Origin of the sequence: Bradyrhizobium sp. (assembly GCF_016213215.1) — a bacterium.
Classification (GTDB): Bacteria; Pseudomonadota; Alphaproteobacteria; order Rhizobiales; family Xanthobacteraceae; genus Bradyrhizobium.
Genome location: NZ_JACRAW010000156.1, coordinates 13452 through 36315 on the forward strand (window position 1 = coordinate 13452; position 22864 = coordinate 36315).

Sequence of the window (22864 nt, forward strand, 5' to 3'; positions counted from 1 at the left end):
GGACAAAAGCAGCAATGGATCCCGTGCTGCAGTGGTCGGCTACTCCTCTGGTGGTCGATCTCGAAGGTGCCCTCATACGGTCGAATCTTTGGCTGGAATTCATCTTTGCGCATCTGGCTCAGAATGGTTTCCCATTCGACCAGATTGCAAAGGCTCTCCGGGGCGGCAAGGCGACTCTCAAATCCCACATCGCAGCCACGACAACCGTCGACGTCGCCGAACTCCCCTACGATGAAGAAGTGTTAAGCCTGGTACGTGATTCCGTCGTACGCGGAATTCCGGTCTACCTCGTCTCCAGACACCATGAACGCCACGTTCGCGCCGTGGCCCAGCATCTCGGGCTATTCACCGGATGGCTGGCCTCGACCGGCGAGGCGGATCTCTCGCAAGCCGCCAAGGCGCGGCTTCTGACCGATACCTTCGGACAGCACGGCTTCGACTATGTTGGAACGAGCGGCGAGGACTATCCGATCTGGGTCGTCGCGCGCAAACGTTTCGCCACGCGGGAATCGCCTGCAACTCGCGCCAAGCTCGCTCAGCTCGATCGCGAAACGGTCTTCCTCAAATCAGGCACGAACGGTGCACGCGCCTGGGCAAAATTGCTCAGGGTGCATCAATGGGCGAAGAATGCACTGGTCTTCGTCCCATTGGTGACAGCTCACCGTTTCGACCTTCCGGCGCTCGGCAGCGCAATCGCGGCCTTTGTCGCCTTTTCGCTCGCCGCTTCCGCCATCTACATTCTGAACGATCTGGTCGATATCGAGGCCGATCGCAAGCATCCGACCAAGAAGAACCGTCCGCTGGCGGCTGGGACAGTGCCGATGGCAGCCGCGCTGTCTACGGCGGGTGTTCTCGTCGTAGCCTCGACCACGCTCGCCTTCTTTGTCACAGCCCAGTTGGCTGGCGTTCTGGTCTTTTACCTCTTGCTGACGACGGCATACTCCTTCTACCTGAAGCGCAAGATGTTGGTCGACGTGATTGCGCTGGCAGTCCTGTACACGGCTCGCGTCGTGGCTGGAGCGGCGGCCGTCGCAGTACCCTTGTCCGAGTGGCTGCTTGTCTTCTCCATTCTCATCTTCACGGGGCTGGCGCTGATGAAACGCTATATCGAGCTGGCCGCACGGCTCGACGCCGATCTGCCCGATCCATCAAACCGCGATTATCGCAAGTCGGATCTGAGCGTCGTCGCGGCGTTGGCCGCCGGAGCGGCCTTCAACGCGGTGACTGTATTTGCGCTTTATATTTCCTCGGACACGGTCCACCATCTCTATCGTCGTCCGGATGCGCTGTGGCTGATCTGCCCGATCCTGATGTATTGGCTGAGCAGGATACTGATGTTGGCTCACCGGCGTGCGATGGACGATGATCCGATCCTTTTTGCGCTCAAGGATCTCAACAGCCTGGTCGCGTTCGGCCTGATTGCCGAGATCCTTTACATCGCGACGTGAGCGTCGGGATATCTTTGCTCGTACATTGCTCGCTGAGGACTTGAGGACCGTGACGGCGATTTTGGGTTGGGGCCGCTATCCCATCGTTGACACCGAAATGATCCGGCCCCGCACGATGGATGCCGCCCAACGGGCGACAGTGCGGGGCGATCAAACAGTCGCCCGTGGCAATGGCCGGGCCTACGGAGATGCAGCCATTGGAGGTCGGCAGACGATCTCGATGACGCACCTCAACCGGCTGCGGTCGTTCGATGCCGAGAAAGGCGTGGTGACCGTCGAATCCGGGCTGCTTCTTTCCGACATCATCGACACGTTCCTGCCGCGCGGGCTCTTCCCGTATGTCGTTCCCGGCACCAGCTTGATCACCGTTGGTGGCGCCATTGCTGCCGACGTCCACGGCAAGAACCACCACCAGGAGGGCGGCTTCGGCGAATATGTCGAAAGCATCGTGTTGGCGGTGCCCACGGGCGAGACGATTCGTGCATCACGTGACGAACACCCGGATCTGTTTCACGCGACGATTGGCGGAATGGGATTGACCGGCACAATCCTGGAAGCGGCGATCAGGTTGCGTCCCGTCGAGACCGGCTGGATCCGCCAACGGACAATCGTGGCCAAAGATCTCGCTGCGGCCTTCTCCGCATTCGAGAGTAGCGACAGCGTCACCTACTCCGTTGCCTGGATCGACTGCCTGGCAAGAGGCGCTCAGCTTGGCCGCTCGCTGATATTCCTTGGCGAGCACGCCCGCTCTGCCGAACTGCACGGAAACGCACTCGCGAACCGTTTCCCGGTTGGCCGAACTCCACTGTCGGTGCCAATCAATGCGCCCGCCTTCGCGCTCAACCATTGGACGGTCGCGGCATTCAACGAACTCTACTTCCGGGCCGGCGCGCGCAAGGCGGCTTCTCCTGTCCTGGTCCCCGCTCATCCATACTTCTTTCCACTTGATGCCGTCGGCAACTGGAATCGAATTTACGGTCGGCGCGGCTTCATTCAGCACCAAAGCGTGATTCCCACGCAGAATGCGCAAGGCACCCTGGCCGAAATGCTGGGTCGCATCGCCAAGCGGGGCGGCTCGTCGTTTCTCGCCGTCCTGAAGAAGCTCGGCGCGGGAAGCGGCATCATATCCTTCCCGGTGCCCGGCTACACGCTGGCGCTCGACTTTCCGATGCGAGGCGATCTGTTTTCCTTCCTCGACGAATTGGATGAACTCGTCATCGCCGCTGGGGGCAGGCTTTACCTCGCCAAGGACGCGCGCCAGTCACGAACCACGTTCGAGGCAGGCTACCCCGACCTGTCTCGCTTTCGCGAAATCCGGCGATCGACCGACCCCGCGGGGAAAATCAAATCGCGCCTTTCCGAGCGCATTGGAATTTGAGGAAGACCGATGGCTGTTGCCCAACAAACCGTTCTGATCCTGGGAGGCACGTCGGACATCGCCAGGGCGACCGCACTCGTCTTCGCGCGGCATGATTGGGTTGTTCGTCTCGCCGGTCGCACGCTTTCCGAGCTTCAGCGCGAGGCTGACGATATTTCGGCGCGCACCAGCCGGAAGGTGACTGTTCACGCATTCGACGTGCTCAACACCAGTTCATTTGTCGAATTCGCCGATACCCTTCCCGAGCTCCCCGATCTCGTCATTTCAGTTGTCGGCCTTTTGGGCGAACAGTCTCGCTCCGAAGTTGATACCGAGCACGCCAAGGAAATCATTCGCTCGAATTATGAGGGCCCGGCGCTGATCCTCAGTCTGTTCGCGGAGCGGTTCGTCGCGCGCGGACACGGGGCGATCATCGGCATCTCTTCGGTTGCGGGCGACCGGGGGCGCGGCTCAAACTATTTCTACGGTTCCGCAAAGGCAGGCTTCAGCGCCTTTCTCTCGGGCTTACGCAATCGCCTGGCAATCAGCAGCAACATTCATGTGATGACGGTCAAGCCGGGTTTCGTAAGAACGAAGATGACGGAAGACATGAAGCTGCCGCCGCTCCTCACCGCCGCCCCTGCGGAGGTGGGCGAGGCGGTCTTCAAGGCTCTTGGTCGACGCAAGGACGTGATTTACGTGCGATCCATTTGGTGGCTGGTGATGCTGATCATCCGCCTGATGCCGGAACGGATCTTCAAGCGATTGAAATTGTAGAGAGCCGGGCAATATGACGTTTTCGGGATTGGGCATGCATCTGGGAAACCTGTCGCGTCTGTCGAACGCATTGTCGCGCTCGATCAGCCCCGAGAACTTCACCGGAGAAAAGGGCAAGGGCGGGATGTCGGTGGACGGCCCGGCGGCTGCCCAGGCGCGCGACCTGGGACAAGGTTGGAAGATATCGCCTTACGTGACGATCGCGCCGGGGACGACATTCACGCTGGCCGACATCGAGGGTCAGGGCGCTATACAACAGATCTGGATGACCATCGCGGCGCGCGGCCGTCTTCGCCACTGCATCCTCCGCGCCTATTGGGACGATCAGGTCCAGCCGAGCGTCGAATGTCCGGTGGGCGACTTCTTTGCCTGCGGATGGGAGGAGTTTGCCCAGGTCTCCTCCCTTGCGGTGTGCGTCAATCCGGGCCGCGGTTTCAATTGCTATTGGGAAATGCCCTTCCGCAAGCGCGCGCGTTTCACGCTCGAAAACCGCGGCGACGAGACGCAGACCGTCTACTATCAGATCAACTACACGCTCACGGACGTGCCGGAGGACTGCGCCTATTTCCATGCGCAGTTTCGGCGCACCAACCCGGTCCCTTACAAGCAGGTCCACACCATCCTGGATGGCGTTTCCGGGACGGGCCACTACGTCGGGACGTACATGGCCTGGGGTGTCAACAACAACGGTTGGTGGGGCGAAGGAGAGATCAAGTTCTACCTCGACGGCGATGGCGAATTCCCCACGATCTGCGGCACCGGAACCGAGGATTATTTCTGCGGCGCCTACAATTTCGATCCGCACGTACCCTGGCTTCTCGGACATCCAGGACAGACTGGCGGGCCGCAGCCTCGTTTTCTTGAATACAACACGCCCTATGCCGGGCTGCCGCAGGTCATACGGCCCGACGGCGTCTACCGATCGCAGCAGCGCTTCGGCATGTACCGCTGGCACATCCCCGATCCGGTGCGCTTCCAAAAAGACTTGCGCGTGACCATGCAGGCGCTTGGCTGGCGCTCTGGCCCAAGCGAGCCGAAATACCTGCCACTGCGGGACGACGTGGCCTCGGTCGCGTTCTGGTACCAGACGCTGCCCGCGGCTCCTTTTCCCGAGCTTCCTCCTTCCCACTACCTCGAGGTCGATTAGGTTTGGCCTGGAGCGCGTACGGATCTGGCCGTCAGCAGTCCCGCCTTCCATCGAACCGTCCAGCCGCGGCCGGAGCCCGCGGGCGTTGCCGTCGCCTCGATATTGGAGGTTGCAAACGCGCGCGGGCATGGCAATGCTGGCGGCGATGGCCGCCCGATCCGACGACAAGTCCAGCAAATCGGAAGCAGCAGATGCGCCGCATTACCACGGCCATCGCGAGCGGCTGCGCGAGCGCTTCTACGCGGCCGGCCCCGACGCGCTGAGCGACTACGAGCTGCTGGAGATGGCGCTGTTTCCGGCGCTCCCGCGACGCGACACCAAGCCACTGGCCAAGACCCTGATCAAGTCCTTCGGCTCGTTCGCCGAAGTCATTCACGCCCCCGTCGCGCGCCTGCGCGAGATCGACGGCATCGGCGAAGCCTCCATCAACCAGCTCAAGCTGATCGCCGCCGCCGCCAGCCGCGTGGCGAGGGGCGAAGTGCAGCAGCGCAGCGCGTTGTCGTCCTGGAACGAGGTCATCGACTACTGCCGCACCAGCATGGCCTTCGCCGACAAGGAGCAGTTTCGCCTGCTCTTCCTCGACAAGCGCAACCAGCTCATCGCGGACGAGGTGCAGCAGACCGGCACGGTCGACCACACTCCGGTCTATCCGCGCGAAGTGATCAAGCGCGCACTGGAATTGTCGGCGACCGCGCTGATCCTGGTGCACAACCACCCCTCCGGCGACCCCTCGCCGTCGCAGGCCGACATCCAGATGACGAAAGCGATCATCGAGATCGCGAAGCCGCTCGGCATCGCCGTGCACGACCACATCATTGTCGGCAAGAGCGGACACGCGAGTCTGAAGGGGATGCGGCTCATCTGACATCAGGCAGGCTTGCTGACCTTTCGTCGAGCTTCGCATTTACCATCTGTTAACTCTCCGCTTCGCGTTTCACGCGTTCCGTGAGACAAAAACTCATCATCGAAACGGAGGGGATCGATCGATGATCAATCAGATGGCAGTGCGCGTGTGGGACGGGTTCTTGTCGATGCTGAGCCCGGGTTTTCTGATCGACAGTCTCCTGGATTGGATCGAGAAACTGAGTGGGCCAATCGAGCCGGCGCAAGCCGACGGGATGGTTCGCAATGAGGTCCATTTCAAAGGGCTCCTCGATTGATTTGAGCGGGCGACGCAATCAACAGCGACCGAGACCAAAGCGCGATGAGATCAGAATAGGTCATCATCGCGCTTTGCTTTTGATCAAGCACGAGGCGATCATGCTACGGGCTTCGCCAAGGCGGGCATCGGAGAAGAGCTGAGCATACCCACCGTTCGATCGAGCTTGGCGCTCAGCTGCTACATAACGGCACGTCAAAGATCGCACGAAAGTGCGCCCGCTCACGGCGCCGCGGCCGACCAGCTTCCCACGATCGCGTGGCGCGGATCGCCGGCGAGCGAAAGACCGAAGTGCATGTTGTCGGGCTCTTGCACGGCCGACAGGATCACATCGGTATCGTAGAAGATCGGTCCCTTGATCCAGAGCGCGAGCGCTCCCGCCTCGCGCTCGGGAATCTCGAGATGGGCAAGACACAATCCGACCGCGCGCTGGGGATGCATGAAGGCGGATTTGAAACCGAAACCCCTGGCGTAAGGCGACCACAGGTGGATGCCGTTATAGTCGCCGGTCAGCCCGCCGAAGGCCAGTCCGCCCGATTTCGGCGTGCGAAACGCCGCAACCGTGGACGCTGCCGAAAGGTCGGGAGAGGCGGGCGGAGTCACAGGCGCCGACGGCTGGTCGAAACGTCCCCGGTAAAAATAGGTGACGACGCTTTCCCAATCGCAATCACCGCCGGGGGACAAGCGGGTGTGAAGATCGACCTCCAAACCCTTTTCAACGACCCGACGCCCGCCGATAGAGGTCTCGAAGGCGTACTCGGCATTGCGGTCGAGCGGAAGGTGGCGAACGAGACGATTGCGAATCTGCAGCGCATTCCATAGCGGCAGGGGAAAGGCGGGATGAGTGAGCACCGCCAGTTGCAGGCGGAAGCCCAGCACATGCGGGTAGAGCACGCATCCGGCCTCTCGTCCCGTCGCCTCTCGGAAACGCGCCTCGTGCTCGCCGCCGATACGGACCCCTGTCCAGCGCTCGACCAGATCCGGCAATTCGGGCTGCTTCGGCAGGCGGGGCGAACGCAGGAAGGCGCGCGCCATGAAGGCAAAAGCGGACGGCGGGCGCCGGTGTTCGACAATCACGCGGGTCATCGTCCACCGCCCGGGCGGTTTGCCACGCACTTCCCGGCCACATTACGCATGCGCACAGCTACCGAATAATATAGAATACAATTATATAATATCGTTCTATATATGCCAGTCAAGAACAGCAAATCGCCCCGTCCCGCCCGCGCCGCCCATGGCCAGCGCCGGCATGACCTGATGAAGGCGGGCCGGGCGTGCTTTGCCGAATCCGGTGTCGAAGGCACGACCGTCGAGGATCTGCTGTCGCGCAGCGGCGCCAGCATCGGCAGCCTGTACCAGCACTTCAAGGGCAAGGACGGCCTTGCCGCCGCGCTCTATCTCGAGGGGATGGAGATGTTCTTTGCCAAGGCACGGGCGCGGCTGCGCGGCGCGGAAACGACTGCCGACGGCGCCAAGGCGCTGGTCCGCGCCTATTTCGACTGCGCGGAAGAAGATCCTGGAGCCACCTCGTTCCTGATCAAGGCGCGCGAATATCTCGACAAGACGCGCTATGCCGCCGAGATCGAACGCAAGAATGCGGAGTTCATGCCGGAAGTCGGCGCCTGGTTTCGGCAGAAGATCAAGGCGCGCGAACTGCGCGAGATCGCCCCGGACTACATCATGGCGATCATCGAGGGGCCGGCGCGACAGTATGTGAAACGCTGGCTGGCTGCACCGGGCGCGCCGTTGAAAGAGGCTCGCGAAGTGCTGGCGCAGGCGGCGTGGGACGCCCTGCGCCGTTCAGGTAAAGAGTGAGGCGTCACCTGGCGCAATAGCCCGGCGAGCAGGAGCCCTGCTCGCATTGCCACGAGAATCCGGCCCTCATTACGAGCGGGCGATCAGTCGGATGAAATGGCCCGGGCCGTCTCAGTAGCAGTAACGGGGATCGACGCGAACATAGTGACCGTCGGGACGCTGCATGTAACAGCCCCGCTGGTAGTAGTAATAGCCCGCGCGCCGCCGCTCGCCCTCGGAAGCAATCGCTGCCCCCGTTCCCGCCCCGACGATCGCTCCCACAGCGGCGCCGCGGCCGCCGCCAATGGCGCCACCGACGATGGCTCCGCCGACGCCGCCCAATATTGCACCGCCGATGGCATCCTGAGCCGACGCCTCATGGACCGGCATCGCCATGGCCGTGGTCAAGCACGCCACAATTCCGAGAGTTCGAAGCATTTCTTGTTCTCCGTTTCGCCCCTGCTATTACGTTGTTCGCAGCAGATTGACAAAGGTCAACCGTCCGCGGTTACCCGCGAAAAAAGGCCGGTTCGCGACGCTGGACCCGAGGGGCGCTGGTGAATAGTCGCAGCGAATTCCGCAGCGGTTCGAATCGCCCTCGCGCCGAATGGGACGGGCGTTCAGGACGCCGATTCGGCGTGGCTGCCGTGCGATCGCGATTCGATGCAGTTCCGGTCGAGCCGAGCGACTGCCCTCGGCGGCGGCTGCCGTCAGCCGGCTACTGCCTCAGCATGATCAGCGGGTCGGCGGTATCGGGCACGCGCCGCCATTGCGCATTGTCGTCGGCCTCGAACTGCCAGGCCTCGCCGCCATTGGACATCAGGATGATCTGGCCGCGCTCCAGTCGCCATTGCGACGGGTTGAATTGCGCGATCGACGGATCGCACTTCGGCTTGACGAAGACCTGGAAATTATCCTGGCCGGCATCGTTGTTGGTCAGCGTGAGCCCACAGATCGGCTGGCCGTTGCGGCGCACCATGGCCCAGTCACCGATCATCTGGTCCATCGACTTCGCCATTGAGCGCGCGGCCGCGAGGTTCTGCAGGATGTAGACGCCCTCGCCCTGGCGCAGCCCTTCGAAGATTCCGGTCTCGACTTCCGTGAGGTCGATCACCGATTCGCCCGTGGCGTCCTGCAGGCGCACGATATCGAGGCCCCTGACGCTCCAGGCGGTGATTTCCCTGGTGAACGGCAGCGCCTTCGCGCAGCCAGGCTCAAGCTCAAGCTTCGAGCCCTGTCCCGCCGCATCACTCTTGAGCGTGACTACGCAGGTCTTGCTGCGTTCGGTCGTGGAAAGCTCCCACTGCCCGATCATGTCCTTCTTGAGGCTCGTCGTGTCCTGCGCGCGCGCCGGCAGGGCGGCGAGCGCGATCAACATCGCAGGCCCGACAACAAAACGAATAATCATCCACGGTCCTTCACCGGGGTCTCCGGGACCGGCGTCAACGGCGGCTTTCCGGCGAACCAGGTTTTCAGATTGTCGACCACGAGCTGGTCCATCGCGTTCCGCGTTACCACGGAAGCCGAACCGATGTGTGGCAGCAGTACGACATTCTGCATGGTCTTTAATTCATCCGGCACGTTCGGCTCGTTGGCGAACACGTCCAGCCCCGCCGCCAGGATGGTGCCCGATTTCAGCGCCTGCACCAAAGCGGGCTCGTCGACCACGGAGCCGCGCGCGACATTGATGAGCACGCCGCGCGGCCCCAAGGCCTTCAGCACCTCGGCATTGATCATCTTCGTCGTAGCGGCGCCGCCGGGCACGATGACGATCAGCGTATCCACCGCCTTGGCCATCTCGATCAGGTCGGGATAGTGCTTGTAGGCGACACCGCTCGCCGGATTGCGCGAATGATAGACGACCGGAACGCGCGAGGCATCGAGGCGCCGGGCAACGGCCTGTCCGATCCGGCCCATCCCGACAATGCCGACCTTGCGGTCGCGCAGCGAGCCCACGCTCAGGGGATAATTCTGGGTCAGCCACAGGCCGGAGCGCAGGTAGCGGTCGGCCTTGACGAATTCGCGCAACGTGGCGATCAGAAGCCCCATGGCGACGTCGGCGACCTCTTCCGTCAGCACGTCAGGCGTGTTGGTGACGACGATGTTGTGCTCGCGCGCATAGGCCGAATCGACATGGTCGTAGCCGACGCCAAAGCTCGCGATGATCTCGAGCCTGGGAAAGCGCGCCAGCGATTCCTTGTCGGCTGGTACCGTGTGATACGTCACGGCCATGCCGCGAACCTTTTCGAACACCGACGGCGGAAGCCGCTCGAGATCGGCCCGCGTTTCCGATTTGTGCAGCACGTAATGATCGGTGAAGCCGTTCTCGATGATCGGCCGGAGCGGCCCGTAGATCACAAGGTCGATCTTCTCGGAAGAAATCGGACCGCCCACCATCAGCTTTCCTTTCCAAGCGCGCTTTCATGCCAGCGCCGCAACACCAGATGCGAAGTTAGCGCCAGCAACCCATAGATGACAATCCCGGCCAGCGAGAGCAGGAGCAGCGCTGCGAACATGCGTGGTATGTTGAGTCGATAGCCGGATTCGGCGATGCGATAGGCAAGTCCGGAACCCGCGCCGGCCGTGCCAGCCGCAATCTCGGCGACGACGGCGCCGATCAGCGACAGCCCGCCGGCAATTCGCAAGCCACCCAGGATGTACGGCAGCGCCGACGGCAGCTTGAGGAATCGCAGTGTCTGCAGGCGCGAGGCGCCGTAGAGCTGGAACAGGCCCAGGAGGTTGCGATCGACCGAGCTCAGCCCGAGCGTGGTGTTGGACAGGATCGGGAAGAACGCCACGATGAACGCGCACACCACCACCGCGGTCTGCTGCGGCAGGTAGATCAGAAGCAGCGGCGCGATCGCGATGACCGGCGTCACCTGCAGGATCACGGCGTAGGGGAACAGCGAATATTCCAGCCATCGCGACTGGCTGAACAACAGCGCCAGCGCGATGCCGCCGACCGCGGCGGCAACGAATCCTTCGAGCGTGGTGAGCAGCGTCGTCAATAACGATTGCGACAGCACCGCCCAGTCGGCCAGAAGCGTGTGAAACACCGCCATCGGCGACGGCAGCACGTAGGGAGGGATGTTGTTGAGGCGGACCACGAGCTCCCAGACGGCGAGGCCGGCGGCGAGCACGAGCAGCGGAAGCAGGATGCGCACGACGCGCAGGGCGGCGCTGCCGGTCGCGGCGGTCGTCGGCGCAACGGTCTGCGGCGGCAGCGAACTCATAGCGCCGCCCTCCCGGAATAGGACGGCGCGAGCGCGTCCGACACCCTGCGGCAATAGCTGAAGTAGGCCTGTGAGGCGCGGAAATTCTCGCCGCGCTCGCCCGGAGTCTCGATGGCGATCTCGGCACCGATGCGGCCGGGCCGCGCGGTCATGACCACCACCCGCTGGGACAGGTAGACCGACTCGAGCACCGAATGGGTGACGAAGATGACGGTCTTGCGCAGGTCGCGCCACAGCGCGAGCAGGTCATTGTTGAGGCGAAAGCGCGTGATCTCGTCGAGCGCGGCGAACGGCTCGTCCATCAGCAGGATCTCGGGATCGGTGACGAGAGCGCGCGCCAGCGACACCCGCATCTTCATCCCGCCGGACAGCTCGTGTGGGTACGCCTCGGCAAAGTCGGCAAGCCCGACGCGCTCCAGGGCTTCCACGACATGCGCATCGGCCTTCGCCGCCGGCACGCCGGCGAGCTTCAGCGGCAGGCGCACGTTCTCGCCGACGCTGGTCCATGGCATCAAGGTCGGCTCCTGAAACACGAAGCCGATGGCGTGTCCCGGCCGCAGCTCGCCCTGGTGATGCGAGACCTGGACCGATCCCGACGTCGGCGCGCTCAGGCCGGCGATCAGGCGAAGCGCCGTCGACTTGCCGCAGCCGGAAGGCCCGAGCAGCGAGACGAATTCGCCCTTGCGCACGGCAAGGTCCAACGGGCCCAGCGCAATGACGCGGCTGTCATAGGCTTTGGTGACGCCGCGCAGGCTGACGGCAAGGCCGGCACCGGGTTCGAACGCGGCAGCAGAGTCCTGCATTACTTCTTGGGCCGCAGTTCGAGGCCCACGCCCTTGTTGATGAAGCGCAGCGTATAGGCGTTGCGATAGTCGAGGTCGGATCGTACCACGCCTGCCCGCACCATCTTGTCGAAGAAGCTGGTGAAGCGATCGTCGCTCATGGCGCCGATGCCCTTGCGCAAGGCGTCGCCGGAGTCGACGATGCCGTACTCCTTCATCTTGCTGACGGAATAGGCGAGCAACTCGTCCGTCATTTCCGGGTTGAGCTTCTTGATCAGGGCGTTGGCGGCGGCGTTATCTCCGTACAGATAGTTGTACCAGCCGATAATGGATGCATCGACAAAGCGCTGCACGAGGTCGGGCTTCTTCTCGATCAGCTCCCGCCGCGTTTCGATCAGGGTGGAATAGGCGTCAAAGCCGTAATCGGCGAGCAGCAGCACGCCCGGCTTGAAGCCGGCGGCCTTCTCCACCGCGAAGGGCTCCGAAGTGACGTAGCCCTGCATCGCGCTCCGCGCGCTGGCGATGAAGGGCTGCGGGTTGAAATTGTAGGGCCGTACGTTCTTCTCGCTGAATCCAAATTCCGTTTTCAGCCACTGGAAGTAGCTCGTCATGCCCTCCTTGGAGACGAACAGCATCAGCGGCTTCAAGTCCTGGATCTTTGCGACCTTCGATTCCGGATGCGTCAGCATGACCTGCGGATCCTTCTGGAACATCGCGGCGACCGCCACCACGGGAACGTTATTGGCGACCGCGTCGAACGACATCAGTGTGTTAGCCGCCATGAAGAAATCGATCCTGCCGGCTGTCAGCAGGATGCGGTTGTTGACGTTCGGTCCGCCCGGAACGACGGTGACATCGAGGCCGTATTGCTTGTAGGTGCCGTCGGCCACCGCCTGGAAGAACCCGCCATGCTCGGCCTCGGCGACCCAGTTGGTGCCGAAGGAAACCTTGTCGAGCGTCTGGCCGCGCGCCGGCGCAGTCGCGAGGAGGGCGGCGGCGAAGCCAGCCGTTAACGCTCGCAGCAGATGGACCGGGTTCATGATTGGACTCCGTCGATCGTTCTGGCCCATGATAGATGGATTATTGTGCGGGACGCGGCCGGCTGAACGGCGTCCCAACCCAGCAGGCAGTGCAACAAGTTACCGTGCAAATCCGCGCAAAGAAACATCGATGAGTTCGCCCCCACCCCGCGACTGGACCGAGGTCCGCTGGCCCGAAATCGGACCGGGGCAGCCGGCGCGCTGGATCGCGATCCTGCCGCTCGCCGCCACTGAGCAGCACGGGCCACATCTACCGCTCGGAACCGACGTCATGATTGCAGGGGCTTATCTGGCGCGGGTGCGCGAGCTCCTGCCGGCGAGCCTGCCCGCGACGTTCCTCCCCCTTCAACCGATCGGCATCTCCACCGAGCATGTCGACTATCCGGGCACGCTGACGCTGCCGACCGAGGTCGCGCTGCGAAGCTGGATTGCGATCGGCGCCGGCGTGGCGCGCACGGGGGTGAAGAAGTTCGTGATTGTCACCAGCCATGGCGGCAACAGCGCGGCCATGACACTCGCGGCGCAGGACTTGCGCGCGCAGCACGGGCTGTTCGTGGTGACGACCTCGTGGTCACGCCTTTCTGCGGCGGAAAGTCTGTTTATGGCGGACGAAGTCCGCCATGGCATCCACGGCGGCGCCGTGGAGACGTCGATCATGATGTCGCGGTATCGCCAGCAGGTGCGAAGTGATGCGATTGCGGATTTCCCCTCGCGCGGGGCGGCGATGGAGCAGGAATACCGCTGGCTTTCCGCGCAACGGCCCGCGCCATTCGCCTGGCAGGCGCAGGACCTGCACCCGGGCGGCGCCGTCGGCAATGCTGCCCTCGCTACCGCCGAAAAGGGCGATCAGCTGATCGAGAACGGCGCGCGGGCGTTTTGCGAACTGTTGGGCGAGATCGATAACTTCGATGTGAACACGCTCGGACAAGCGCCCCAAAACTAGCTTGCTCCAGCCTTATCCTGTTGTGATTCCTGGATAAACGTCTTGAATCGAGGGCTTGCGCGGCCGCTCGAACCGGAATCGAGAAGCCTCCGTCCAAGTAGCACATCGGCCGCAATGGCGGCCTCAACCGGATGGAGACCAACGTGTCGATCAAGTCCAAGCTTGCCGCTCTCGCGGTTGCTGCGCTCACCGTCACCGCCAGCGTGGTGTCCGCCCAGGCCGGGCCGAAGCACCACCACCACCATCGCCACGGCCACGTGGGCTGGGGCGTCGGAGCCGGCCTCCTCGGCGCCGCCGTTATCGGCGGTGCCATCGCTGCGAGCGAGCCCTCTCCCTACTACTACCGCCAGCCCCGCTGCCGCTGGGCACCCCAGTACGACATCTACGGCAACTACATCGGCCGGGTGCAGACCTGCTACTGACCCATCGTCCAACACCGCCTTGATTTGTTTGATCTAGCGTCCGGCACGGGCGCCTCATCCACCCCGTGTCGTGCCCCAGACCCGCCCGGTCGTCCCCCCGGGCGGGTCACCTTTTTTGGCCCCCAAGCATGCGATGGTTGCCGGCCTGCCGGCGCCCCTGCGACGAACGACCGCAAGTTCCAGATGCTTGTAATTGCGAATTAGTTGCAATTAAAGTTGTGCCCGCCGACTACACAGGCGGGCTTTTGGAAATTCTTGAACGTTTCCAATCTCGAGCAATTCCACAGCGTCCCGCTACATGGCCGCTTGCTGCGCTGCATAACAGTTTGCAGTGATAACAAGTGTCATTCTCGCAGTGGAAAATCCGTCGATGCACGCCCGCGGCCGATCAATAGTACGAATCTTCGTGAGCCTCGGATTCGGCCTGCTGCCGGCCGCCGCACCCGGCCATGCGGCCAACCTGCCGCTGAAGGCGCCGGCGTTGAAGGCCGTCTACGACTGGACCGGTTTCTATGTCGGCGCCCATGCCGGCTATTACCAGGGCTCGTCGCGTGCGGTGCTGATTGATCCCACCATCGGCACCAACAGCAACGTATTCAGCGGCATGACCGGCGGCGTGCAGGCGGGCTACAATTATCGCCTGAGTTCCGGACTGTTGCTCGGCGCGGAAGGCGATATTTCCTTTCCGAACTATATGCCCTCGAGCCACGTCACCTCCTCCATCATAACCGCCCGCTCGTACGCGCAGGAGCAGTTCGATTATGTCGCCAGCGTTCGCGGCCGCATCGGTTATGCGGCGGGCTCCTGGCTGTTCTACACGACCGGAGGCATCGCGTTTTCCGGCGAGCGCTTTCTCAACGAGCAAGCAAGCGGCAACAATGAAAAGGCGCTGAACACACGCCTCGGCTGGATCACCGGCGCGGGCGTCGAATATGCCTTCGCGCCGCACTGGAGCGCGCGACTGGAATATCTCTACCGGTCGTTCGAAAACGCCAACATCACTTTCCTGTCCGGCACACACTACTCATCGACCCTGGATCTGCACATGATCCGGCTCGGCCTCAACCGCAAGATCGAATGGCCGGGAATGCCGGCCTACGATCCGAAGGTCTCACCAACCGATACCGAGTCGGACCGCTGGGAAATCCACGGGCAAGGGACTTTCCTGGCGCAGGGCTACCCGCCGTTCCGGGCGCCCTACACGGGACCGAACAGCCTGTCGCCTTCGGCGGAGCTGCAGCAAACCTGGAGCAACAGCCTTTATCTGAATGCGAGGCTGTGGGACGGCGGGGAGATCTATTACAATCCCGAGCTGCTGCAAGGCTTCGGCTTCAACAACACCACCGGCGCCGCCGGCTATCCCAATGGCGAGGCGCAAAAGTCGGGCTTCCCCCACCCGCACTACAACACCTCGCGATTGTTCGTTCGCCAGACCTTCGGCTTCGGCGGCGAGCAGGAACTGCTCGCCAGCAGCCAGTTTCAGCTGGCCGAGAAGGTCGACGTCTCGCGCCTGACGCTGCAGGCAGGCAAGTTCTCGGTCGTGGACGTATTCGACGGCAATTCCTATGCGCATGATCCGCGCAAGGATTTCATGAACTGGTCGATCTGGGCAGCCGGCGCTTTCGACTATGCTGCCGACCGGCTCGGGCTTGGCTACGGCATCACCGCCGAACTCAACCAGAAGCACTGGGCGCTGCGCGGCGGCTACTTCCTGATCGGCGGCCGGTCCAATTCCAACCACTTCGACCCAAGGGTCCTCGAGCGCGGTGGATATGTGGTCGAGCTGGAGACGCGCTATGCGCTGTTCGGCCAGCCGGGCAAGCTGCGAACGCTTGCCTTCCTCAACAGCGCGCATTCCGGAAGCTATCGCGAGACGCTGGACGATCCGGCGCTCAACCTCGACATCAGCCAGACCCGGAGGGGACGCATCAAATACGGCTATGCCCTCAATCTGGAACAGGCGCTGACCGACGACATCGGGTTGTTCGGCCGCTGGAGCTGGAACAATGGCAAGACCGAGATCATGTCGTTCACCGACATCGACGCGAGCCTTTCGCTCGGCGCATCCATCAAGGGCGCGCGGTGGGGCCGTCCCGACGACGTGATCGGCATCGCCGGCGCGATCAACGCGCTGTCGCGCGACCATCGCGACTTCATCGCCGCCGGCGGGCTCGGCCCCCTGATCGGCGACGGCCGGCTCAACTACCGGCGCGAGCGGGTGCTCGAAACCTATTACGCGCTGGCGCTCAACAAGGCCCTCACCTTCACCGCCGACTACCAGCTCATCACCAACCCCGCCTACAATGCCGATCGCGGCCCGGTTTCGGTGTTCTCGGGACGGCTGCACGGGGAATTCTAGCGCCCTCGCAGGTAAGCGCCGACCTCCCTTCCTGGTCAAACAGGCAAGATTCCGCGGTTCATCAGTGCCTGACCGGAAGGTGCGGCAATTTGGACGGACCCCGGAGAAATGGACAAACATGCCCTATATTGAGGCCATCGGGCGCCGGCCGCCGGGCCGAAGTTCGCCCGGTCATGGGCCGCAATGTTGTCGTTCGAGCTTGCAATCATCGTCGTCCTGATCGTCGTCAATGGCCTGCTTTCGATGTCCGAGCTGGCCATCGTCTCGTCCCGTCCGGCACGGCTTGCACTCCTCGCCAGCAAGGGCGTGCGTGGCGCCCAACGCGCACTGGCGCTCGCCTCCGACCCGGGAAAGTTTCTCTCGACCGTTCAGATCGGGATCACGCTGGTCGGAATCCTCTCGGGGGCGTTTTCGGGTGCCACGCTCGGGCAGCGGCTGACGCAGTGGTTGATCGAACTCGGGCTCTCGCATGCGGTCGCCGAAGTCGTAGGCGTCGCCAGCATCGTGACGATCATCACCTATGCGACACTCATTGTCGGCGAGTTGGTCCCGAAACAGGTAGCCCTGCGGGACCCCGAGATCATTGCCATCAAGGTCGCTCCCGCGATGGACATGCTGGCAAGAATTTCTCTGCCTCTCGTGGTACTGCTCGATCTCTCCGGCAAACTCATTCTCGCCCTGCTTGGACGGAACGCGGCAGTCGAGGAAAGGATTTCAGAGGACGAGATTCGTCATCTCGTAAGCGAAGCCGAAAGCGCCGGAGTCCTGGAGCCCGGGGAAAAGGAGATGATTGCCGGCGTCATGCGGCTCGGCGACCGACCGGTCGGCGCGGTGATGACGCCGCGAACAGAGGTCGATGAGGTAGACCTGAATGATCATCCCGCCGCAATTCGCGAGATACTTTCCAAGAGCCTGCATACCCGCTGGCCGGTCTCGGATGGCAATCGGGACCGCCCCATCGGCATCATTCAGTCGAAGGACCTCCTCGTCGCCTATATGCAAGACAGCTCGCCCGACTTGAGAAGTCTCGTGCGTGAGGCGCCGGTCATCCCGGCTTCGGCCGATGCGCGCGACGTGCTGGCCATCCTGAAAGCGGCACCCGTGCATATCGGCCTAGTGCACGACGAGTACGGCATGTTCGAAGGCGTGGTCACCGCCACCGACATTCTCGAATCCATCGTTGGCGCTTTCCATTCGGAAGCAGGCCCGCCTGAGCCGGCATTCGTGCGCCGGGCTGACCGTTCACTCCTGATTGCGGGCTGGATGCCGGTCGACGAGTTCGGCGACCTGCTGTCGATCCCGCTTCCGCCGCACCGGCACTACCACACCGTGGCAGGGTTGGTGCTCCAGCACTTCGGTGAGCTGCCGAACGTCGGTGACGCCTTCGATTTCGAAGGATGGCACATCGAGGTGGTGGACCTCGACGGACGCAGAATCGACAAGATACTGGCACGTCGCGTCAGCGAACCGATGTCCACTTGATTTGCCAGAGGCCTGCGGCCCTGCGTAGCACCCCCACTCTGGCGGCATTGCACATGCAACCGCATGCCGGGGTAGCGTCACAAGGCCGTGCGTAGTATCGGCAGGAACTTCGAGCTGGTGCGTTCAAAGCACACACCGAAATCGATTGAGGGGCTCGCAGATGCTCTACTTTGCCGTCAAAGCCGCACTGTCCGGCCTGATCACGGCGCTGGTCTCGGAAGTCGCAAGACGCAGTCCGGCCTTCGGCGCGCTGGTCGCCTCCCTGCCGCTGATCTCGATCTTCGCCGTGATCTGGCTGTGGCGGGACACCGGTGACAGCGCCCGCATTGCCTCGCAACTCGAAGCGACGTTCTGGTACGTGCTGCCGTCACTCCCGATGTTCCTGGTCGTACCGGCGATGCTGCGGAATGGCACGGGTTTCTGGCCGGCCCTCACCGCCGGATGTGTTCTCACCTTCGTGCTTTATCTGATCACCGCGTGGATCCTGGCGCGCTACGGCATCCAGCTGTGATGCCAAGGCCCGCCGGCATTACTCGAACTTCACGCCGATGCGCTTTTCCTTGCGCCACATGACGCGGCAAGCCCGTTGGGTCCCATCCGAGACCACCAGCATAAATCGCTCCGGTATGCCGATCGGACTTGTGACGTCGAGCGCGGCCCCGCCGTCGGAGACGTTGCGAACGGTGCAATCGATGGCACCGCCGCCGAACTCGATCGTTCCGGCCTTCAAAACCCGTTGCCTCGGTTTGCCGCGCTTGTCGCTCATCTTCGGCCGTCTACACTTGGGCTCCCATTTGGGTCTGAAGAATACACCCGATTTTCACAAAGAAACGGTAACTCGCAGGCCCTCGTTATTCGCTATTGCCTCTTAGAAGCGTGTTAGCTGGCCGGGTGGAACGATTCGGCGCGCGCCATGGTCCAGGCATCCTGGAACCGCGGATCGCTGGCTCCCTCAAGCAGTTCTCCGGGACGAAGTGCCGGATAAAGCTTCGCAAACGACCGCACTTCGGTCGTTGAGGTCCGCTGGGAGAAGTGAATGGGTCTCAGCTCGCGCGGATGCTCCAGCCCGGCGGCGGCCAGCAGCTCGGCGAGCGAATGCAGCGTCGCGTGGTGGTAGTTGTAGACGCGGTCGATCTTGAGCGGCACATAAAGCGCGCGGTTGCGGATCGGATCCTGGGTGGCCACACCGGTCGGACAGCGGTCAGTGTGACAGCTGAGTGACTGGATGCAACCGAGCGCAAACATGAAGCCGCGCGCCGAATTGCACCAGTCGGCGCCGATCGCCATGGCGCGCGCCATGTCGAAGGCAGTCGCGATCTTGCCGGAAGTGCCGATCTTGACGCGGTCGCGCGCATTGATGCCGACCAGCGCATTGTGCACGAAGTTGACGCCTTCGCGCATGGGCATGCCGAGGTGATCCATGAATTCGAGCGGCGCCGCGCCCGTGCCGCCCTCGTTGCCGTCGACGACGATGAAGTCCGGGTAGATGCCGCTCCGGAGCATCGCCTTGCAGATGGCGAGAAACTCCCAGGGGTGCCCGATGCACATCTTGAAACCGACAGGCTTGCCGCCGGACAGCCGGCGCATCTCGGCAATGAATGACATCATTTCCAGCGGCGTCGAAAAGGCGCGGTGGTGGGCGGGCGAGATGCAGTCCTCGTTCATCGCCACCCCGCGGATCTTGGCGATCTCTTCCGAAACCTTGGCTGCCGGGAGCACGCCGCCATGGCCGGGCTTGGCACCCTGGCTGATCTTGAGCTCGACCATCTTGATCTGGTCGTCGGAAGCGACGCGGGCGAATTCGTCCGGGTTGAAGCTGCCATCGCGGTTGCGGCAACCAAAATAGCCGGAGCCGATTTCCCAGATCAGGTCGCCGCCCATCTCGCGGTGGTAGGGGCTGACGCCGCCCTCGCCGGTGTCATGGGCGAAGCCGCCCTTGTTCGCTCCCGCGTTCAGCGCCCGCACCGCATTGGGGCTGAGCGCGCCGAAGCTCATCGCCGAGATGTTGAACACCGACGCCGAATACGGCCTGGTGCAGTCCGGCCCGCCGATGGTGACGCGGAATTTCTCCTGCGCACGCGGCTTCGGCGCGACCGAATGATGCATCCATGCATAACCCCCGCCGTAGACATCCTCCTGCGTGCCGAACGGACGCTTGTCGAGCTCCATCTTCGCGCGCTGATAGACGAGCGCCCTCGTGTCGCGGGAAAACGGCTTGCCGTCCTTCTCGCTCTCGAAGAAGTACTGACGCATCTCGGGCCGGATCTCCTCGAGCAGGAACCGCAAGTGCGCGGAGATCGGATAGTTGCGCAGCACCGCGTGTTTCTTTTGCAGGAGATCGCGAACGCCGAGCAGCGTCAGTCCGCCGAAGACCACCATCGGCACCAGCACGATCTCGAACACCTTGCTGTCGACGAGTCCGATGCCGAACAGCAACGCCGTGACCACCGCGCACATCGTCAGGACGATGAAACGCGGCGAGAATGGAAGCAGAAGCGTTTCCATGAGATCCTCGGGGCAAATTGTGTGGCTTATTTTCGTTGACGGCGGCCTGGTCCCGATCGTCCTGGAAGCATGACCCGAAACGCCACCGCAAATCAATCGTCTGCCGGCGTGCTTCCGCACCGAATGTGCGCGGCCGGCCCCCTCGGGAATCCGGCTCTGCCGCAGCCCCTCCCGCGCCAGCGATGCACCCGTGCTGTCGATGGCGCGTGATCATCTGTCTGCTCGCAGCGCGAGCCGGTCAGGCGGCAGAGCGGCGGCACCATGAACTACGAGATCGCGGCCGGGCCCTTCAATCTCCCTGACCAGTCCCGGGACGAGAGAAATTCGCCGGGATGGCCGATAGGTCAACGCTCGACGAAGGCCTTTTCGATCACGAAGTGGCCGGGCTCGCCACTGTTGCCCTCCACGAAGCCTTGTCCCTCGAACATGACGCGCAGCTCCTCTAGCATCGCCGGGCTGCCGCACATCATGATGCGGTCGCCTGCGATATCGAGCGGCGTCTGGCCGATGTCGTTGAACAGCTGCCTGGAGGTGATCAGATCAGTGATGCGGCCGCGATTGCGGAACGGCTCGCGGGTGACGGTCGGATAATAGACCAGCTTCTCGGAAAGCAGCGCGCCAAACAGTTCGTCGTCACGCAGCCTTTCGACCAGCTGCTCGCCATAGGCAAGCTCCGATACCTGGCGGCAGCCGTGCACCAGCACGATGCTCTCGAACCGCTCGTAGACGTCGGGGTCCTTGATCAGGCTCGCGAACGGCGCAAGACCGGTACCGGTCGAGAGCAGAAGCAGCCGGTCGCCGGGAAGAAGATTGTCGGCCACGAGCGTACCCGTCGCCTTGCGGCCGACCAGGATGACGTCGCCCTCCCTGATCTTCTGCAGGCGCGAGGTCAGTGGTCCGTCCTGGACCTTGATCGAGAAGAATTCGAGCTCTTCCTCGTGATTGGCGCTGGCCATACTGTAGGCGCGCATCAAGGGCCGGCCGTCGACTTCGAGGCCGATCATGGCAAACTGACCGTTCTGGAATCGGAAACCGGAATCGCGGGTGGCGCGGAAGCTGAAAAGCGTATCGGTCCAGTGACGAACGGAAAGAACTTTCTCTCGATAGAACGCGCTCATGTGTCTTCGATGTTCCCGTAGCTGCCGTATGGCACAAGAGTTGAGAGGCTCCCGCAGGAGCGACAAACCAGTGCTGATCTGCCGAATGATTTTGCGTGAGTGATCTACGCAATTGACGGAGATAATCAACCTCGGTTGACGGCAATTGATGCCGATCAAAATAGCAGTCGCTTCAAGCCCGTCTCCGGTTCGATGAATTTTCTTCGGTTCGACGGGCATGAGGTAATTTCTTTTCGCAAAGTAGCGTCGTCGCAGTATTTAATTTCCGCGGCCCGCGGGTAACGATTACGTTAAGAATAGACCCCGATTCCACCATACCCACGCTCCGCAAATGGCGCATGACGATCGTTTGTTCTTGAAGGCCATCCGGCAGCACTGCGAACGCAACGGCATCGCCGTGGAGCTCCTGGCGGAGGGCTGGCTCGTCATGATGCGGCAGGGACGGCAGCAGCACCTCGCGTTCGGCTACGATCTCGGCATCAACAGCGCCGTCGCCCACCGGATCGCGAACGACAAGTCGGCCACCGCGGAGATGCTCGCGCTTGCCGGTGTTCCCGCCATTCCTCACCGGCTCTTTCTGAACCCGAAATCGAAGGAGCACGTCCCCTCCCCGGAGTCGTGGGACACGATGCTCCGCCTTCTCGACCAAAATCCCGCCGGCCTGGTCGTCAAGCCCAACGAGGGCACTGCCGGCAGGTCCGTGTTCAGGGTATTGAGCCGTCCCCAGCTGGAGGCGGCCGTTGCCGAGATTTCCTCGCTTGGCATGGCCATCGCCATCGCGCCGTACGTGGAGATCGAGGAAGAAGTCAGGGTGATCCTTCTCGACGATGCTCCGCTGGTTGTTTACGCCAAGCGCCGGCCATCGGTGGTCGGCGACGGCAAGCACTCGCTTCTGGAACTCGCCACGGCGGCCGTGCCGGAGCAACGATCGGCCTTGCTGGCGGGCAGCTTCGAGGATCTCGACAGGACCGAGTTTGACGCGATCGTCCCTGCCGGCGAGCAACGCCTGTTGAACTGGCGCCACAATCTCGACGCCGGTGCCCGGCCGGTTCTCCTCGATCACGGCGAAACCCGCGAGATCTGCGTCCGGACGGCCGTGGACGCCGCCCGCGCCATCAATATCCATTTCGCATCGATCGATCTCGTCCGCACCGGCGGCGATTGGAAAGTTCTCGAAATCAACTCGGGCGTGATGATGGAGGAGCTCGGCAAACTGTATCCGGACGTCGTGTGCGCGGCCTATGGCGCTGCCCTCGATCGGATATTCAACACGGAACTGCCGCGCTGACTGAGTCGGG

The 22864-nt window shown here is 62.8% G+C and carries 23 protein-coding genes; 13 read left to right on the forward strand and 10 right to left on the reverse strand.

Translation table 11 applies throughout. The features are described from left to right. Window positions 1–14: 14 nt before the first annotated feature. From HY852_RS25575 to HY852_RS25600, 6 genes are all read left to right on the forward strand, one after another. Complete coding sequence (locus tag HY852_RS25575; protein WP_291607704.1) at window positions 15–1448, forward strand: UbiA family prenyltransferase; 1434 nt, start codon at window positions 15–17, stop codon at window positions 1446–1448. 49 nt (window positions 1449–1497) lie between these two features. Next, window positions 1498–2826, forward strand: a complete 1329-nt coding sequence (locus HY852_RS25580) for an FAD-binding oxidoreductase (RefSeq protein ID WP_291607706.1) — start codon at window positions 1498–1500, stop codon at window positions 2824–2826. A 9-nt stretch (window positions 2827–2835) separates the two neighbouring features. Continuing rightward, window positions 2836–3582, forward strand: coding sequence for an SDR family oxidoreductase (locus HY852_RS25585; protein WP_291607707.1), 747 nt, complete (start codon window positions 2836–2838; stop codon window positions 3580–3582). Window positions 3583–3616: 34 nt separating this feature from the next. Next, a complete protein-coding gene (locus HY852_RS25590; RefSeq protein ID WP_291607708.1) occupies window positions 3617–4729 on the forward strand; it encodes a glycoside hydrolase family 172 protein in 1113 nt (370 codons plus the stop codon). 145 nt (window positions 4730–4874) lie between these two features. After that, window positions 4875–5594 carry a DNA repair protein RadC gene (radC, locus tag HY852_RS25595; protein WP_291607750.1) on the forward strand — a complete coding sequence of 240 codons (720 nt, stop codon included), beginning with the start codon at window positions 4875–4877 and terminating at the stop codon, window positions 5592–5594. A gap of 121 nt (window positions 5595–5715) precedes the next feature. Continuing rightward, window positions 5716–5889, forward strand: coding sequence for a hypothetical protein (locus HY852_RS25600; RefSeq protein ID WP_291607709.1), 174 nt, complete (start codon window positions 5716–5718; stop codon window positions 5887–5889). 221 nt (window positions 5890–6110) lie between these two features. Here the strand turns inward: HY852_RS25600 and HY852_RS25605 are convergent, their stop codons facing one another. Then, a complete protein-coding gene (locus HY852_RS25605; RefSeq protein WP_291607710.1) occupies window positions 6111–6974 on the reverse strand; it encodes a hypothetical protein in 864 nt (287 codons plus the stop codon). 102 nt (window positions 6975–7076) lie between these two features. On the opposite strand from HY852_RS25605, the gene HY852_RS25610 reads away from it, so the two are divergent. Beyond that, window positions 7077–7703, forward strand: coding sequence for a TetR/AcrR family transcriptional regulator (locus HY852_RS25610; protein ID WP_291607711.1), 627 nt, complete (start codon window positions 7077–7079; stop codon window positions 7701–7703). 111 nt (window positions 7704–7814) lie between these two features. On the opposite strand, the gene HY852_RS25615 is transcribed toward HY852_RS25610, so the two are convergent. From HY852_RS25615 to HY852_RS25640, 6 genes are all read right to left on the reverse strand, one after another. Beyond that, on the reverse strand, window positions 7815–8120 hold the full coding sequence (locus tag HY852_RS25615) for a glycine zipper domain-containing protein (protein WP_291607712.1): 306 nt from the start codon (window positions 8118–8120) through the stop codon (window positions 7815–7817). Window positions 8121–8400: 280 nt separating this feature from the next. Beyond that, entirely contained in the window at window positions 8401–9090 is a 690-nt protein-coding gene (locus HY852_RS25620) for a protease inhibitor Inh/omp19 family protein (RefSeq protein WP_291607713.1), read from the reverse strand. Then, complete coding sequence (locus HY852_RS25625) at window positions 9087–10079, reverse strand: 2-hydroxyacid dehydrogenase (protein WP_291607714.1); 993 nt, start codon at window positions 10077–10079, stop codon at window positions 9087–9089. The genes HY852_RS25620 and HY852_RS25625 overlap by 4 nt, the downstream gene beginning before the upstream one ends. Then, window positions 10079–10915: an ABC transporter permease gene (locus HY852_RS25630; RefSeq protein ID WP_291607715.1), complete on the reverse strand. Its 837-nt coding sequence runs from the start codon at window positions 10913–10915 to the stop codon at window positions 10079–10081. The genes HY852_RS25625 and HY852_RS25630 overlap by 1 nt, the downstream gene beginning before the upstream one ends. After that, entirely contained in the window at window positions 10912–11718 is an 807-nt protein-coding gene (locus HY852_RS25635) for an ABC transporter ATP-binding protein (RefSeq protein WP_291607716.1), read from the reverse strand. Before HY852_RS25635 ends, HY852_RS25630 begins: the two co-directional genes overlap by 4 nt. Further along, window positions 11718–12737, reverse strand: coding sequence for an ABC transporter substrate-binding protein (locus HY852_RS25640; RefSeq protein WP_291607717.1), 1020 nt, complete (start codon window positions 12735–12737; stop codon window positions 11718–11720). The genes HY852_RS25635 and HY852_RS25640 overlap by 1 nt, the downstream gene beginning before the upstream one ends. Window positions 12738–12867: 130 nt before the next feature. Between HY852_RS25640 and HY852_RS25645 the strand changes: the two genes are divergently transcribed. The 5 genes from HY852_RS25645 (at window position 12868) to HY852_RS25665 (ending at window position 18454) form a co-directional block, all read left to right on the forward strand. Then, window positions 12868–13680, forward strand: coding sequence for a creatininase family protein (locus tag HY852_RS25645; RefSeq protein WP_291607718.1), 813 nt, complete (start codon window positions 12868–12870; stop codon window positions 13678–13680). A 143-nt stretch (window positions 13681–13823) separates the two neighbouring features. Next, the gene (locus tag HY852_RS25650) at window positions 13824–14102 is read left to right on the forward strand and encodes a hypothetical protein (RefSeq protein ID WP_291607720.1); all 279 of its coding nucleotides are present in this window, start codon (window positions 13824–13826) and stop codon (window positions 14100–14102) included. 370 nt (window positions 14103–14472) lie between these two features. Beyond that, window positions 14473–16461, forward strand: a complete 1989-nt coding sequence (locus HY852_RS25655) for a carbohydrate porin (protein WP_291607721.1) — start codon at window positions 14473–14475, stop codon at window positions 16459–16461. Between the two features lie 183 nt (window positions 16462–16644). Next, window positions 16645–17943 carry a hemolysin family protein gene (locus HY852_RS25660; RefSeq protein WP_291607722.1) on the forward strand — a complete coding sequence of 433 codons (1299 nt, stop codon included), beginning with the start codon at window positions 16645–16647 and terminating at the stop codon, window positions 17941–17943. 160 nt (window positions 17944–18103) lie between these two features. Beyond that, complete coding sequence (locus HY852_RS25665; RefSeq protein ID WP_291607723.1) at window positions 18104–18454, forward strand: DUF3147 family protein; 351 nt, start codon at window positions 18104–18106, stop codon at window positions 18452–18454. Between the two features lie 18 nt (window positions 18455–18472). On the opposite strand, the gene HY852_RS25670 is transcribed toward HY852_RS25665, so the two are convergent. The 3 genes from HY852_RS25670 to HY852_RS25680 all read right to left on the reverse strand — a co-directional run bounded on the left by HY852_RS25670 (window position 18473) and on the right by HY852_RS25680 (window position 21566). Further along, window positions 18473–18709: a PilZ domain-containing protein gene (locus HY852_RS25670; RefSeq protein ID WP_291607724.1), complete on the reverse strand. Its 237-nt coding sequence runs from the start codon at window positions 18707–18709 to the stop codon at window positions 18473–18475. A gap of 113 nt (window positions 18710–18822) precedes the next feature. Further along, entirely contained in the window at window positions 18823–20448 is a 1626-nt protein-coding gene (locus tag HY852_RS25675; protein ID WP_291607725.1) for an FMN-binding glutamate synthase family protein, read from the reverse strand. Between the two features lie 344 nt (window positions 20449–20792). Next, complete coding sequence (locus HY852_RS25680; protein WP_291607726.1) at window positions 20793–21566, reverse strand: ferredoxin--NADP reductase; 774 nt, start codon at window positions 21564–21566, stop codon at window positions 20793–20795. Between the two features lie 331 nt (window positions 21567–21897). On the opposite strand from HY852_RS25680, the gene HY852_RS25685 reads away from it, so the two are divergent. Beyond that, entirely contained in the window at window positions 21898–22854 is a 957-nt protein-coding gene (locus tag HY852_RS25685) for a RimK-like protein (RefSeq protein WP_291607728.1), read from the forward strand. Window positions 22855–22864: the final 10 nt, after the last annotated feature.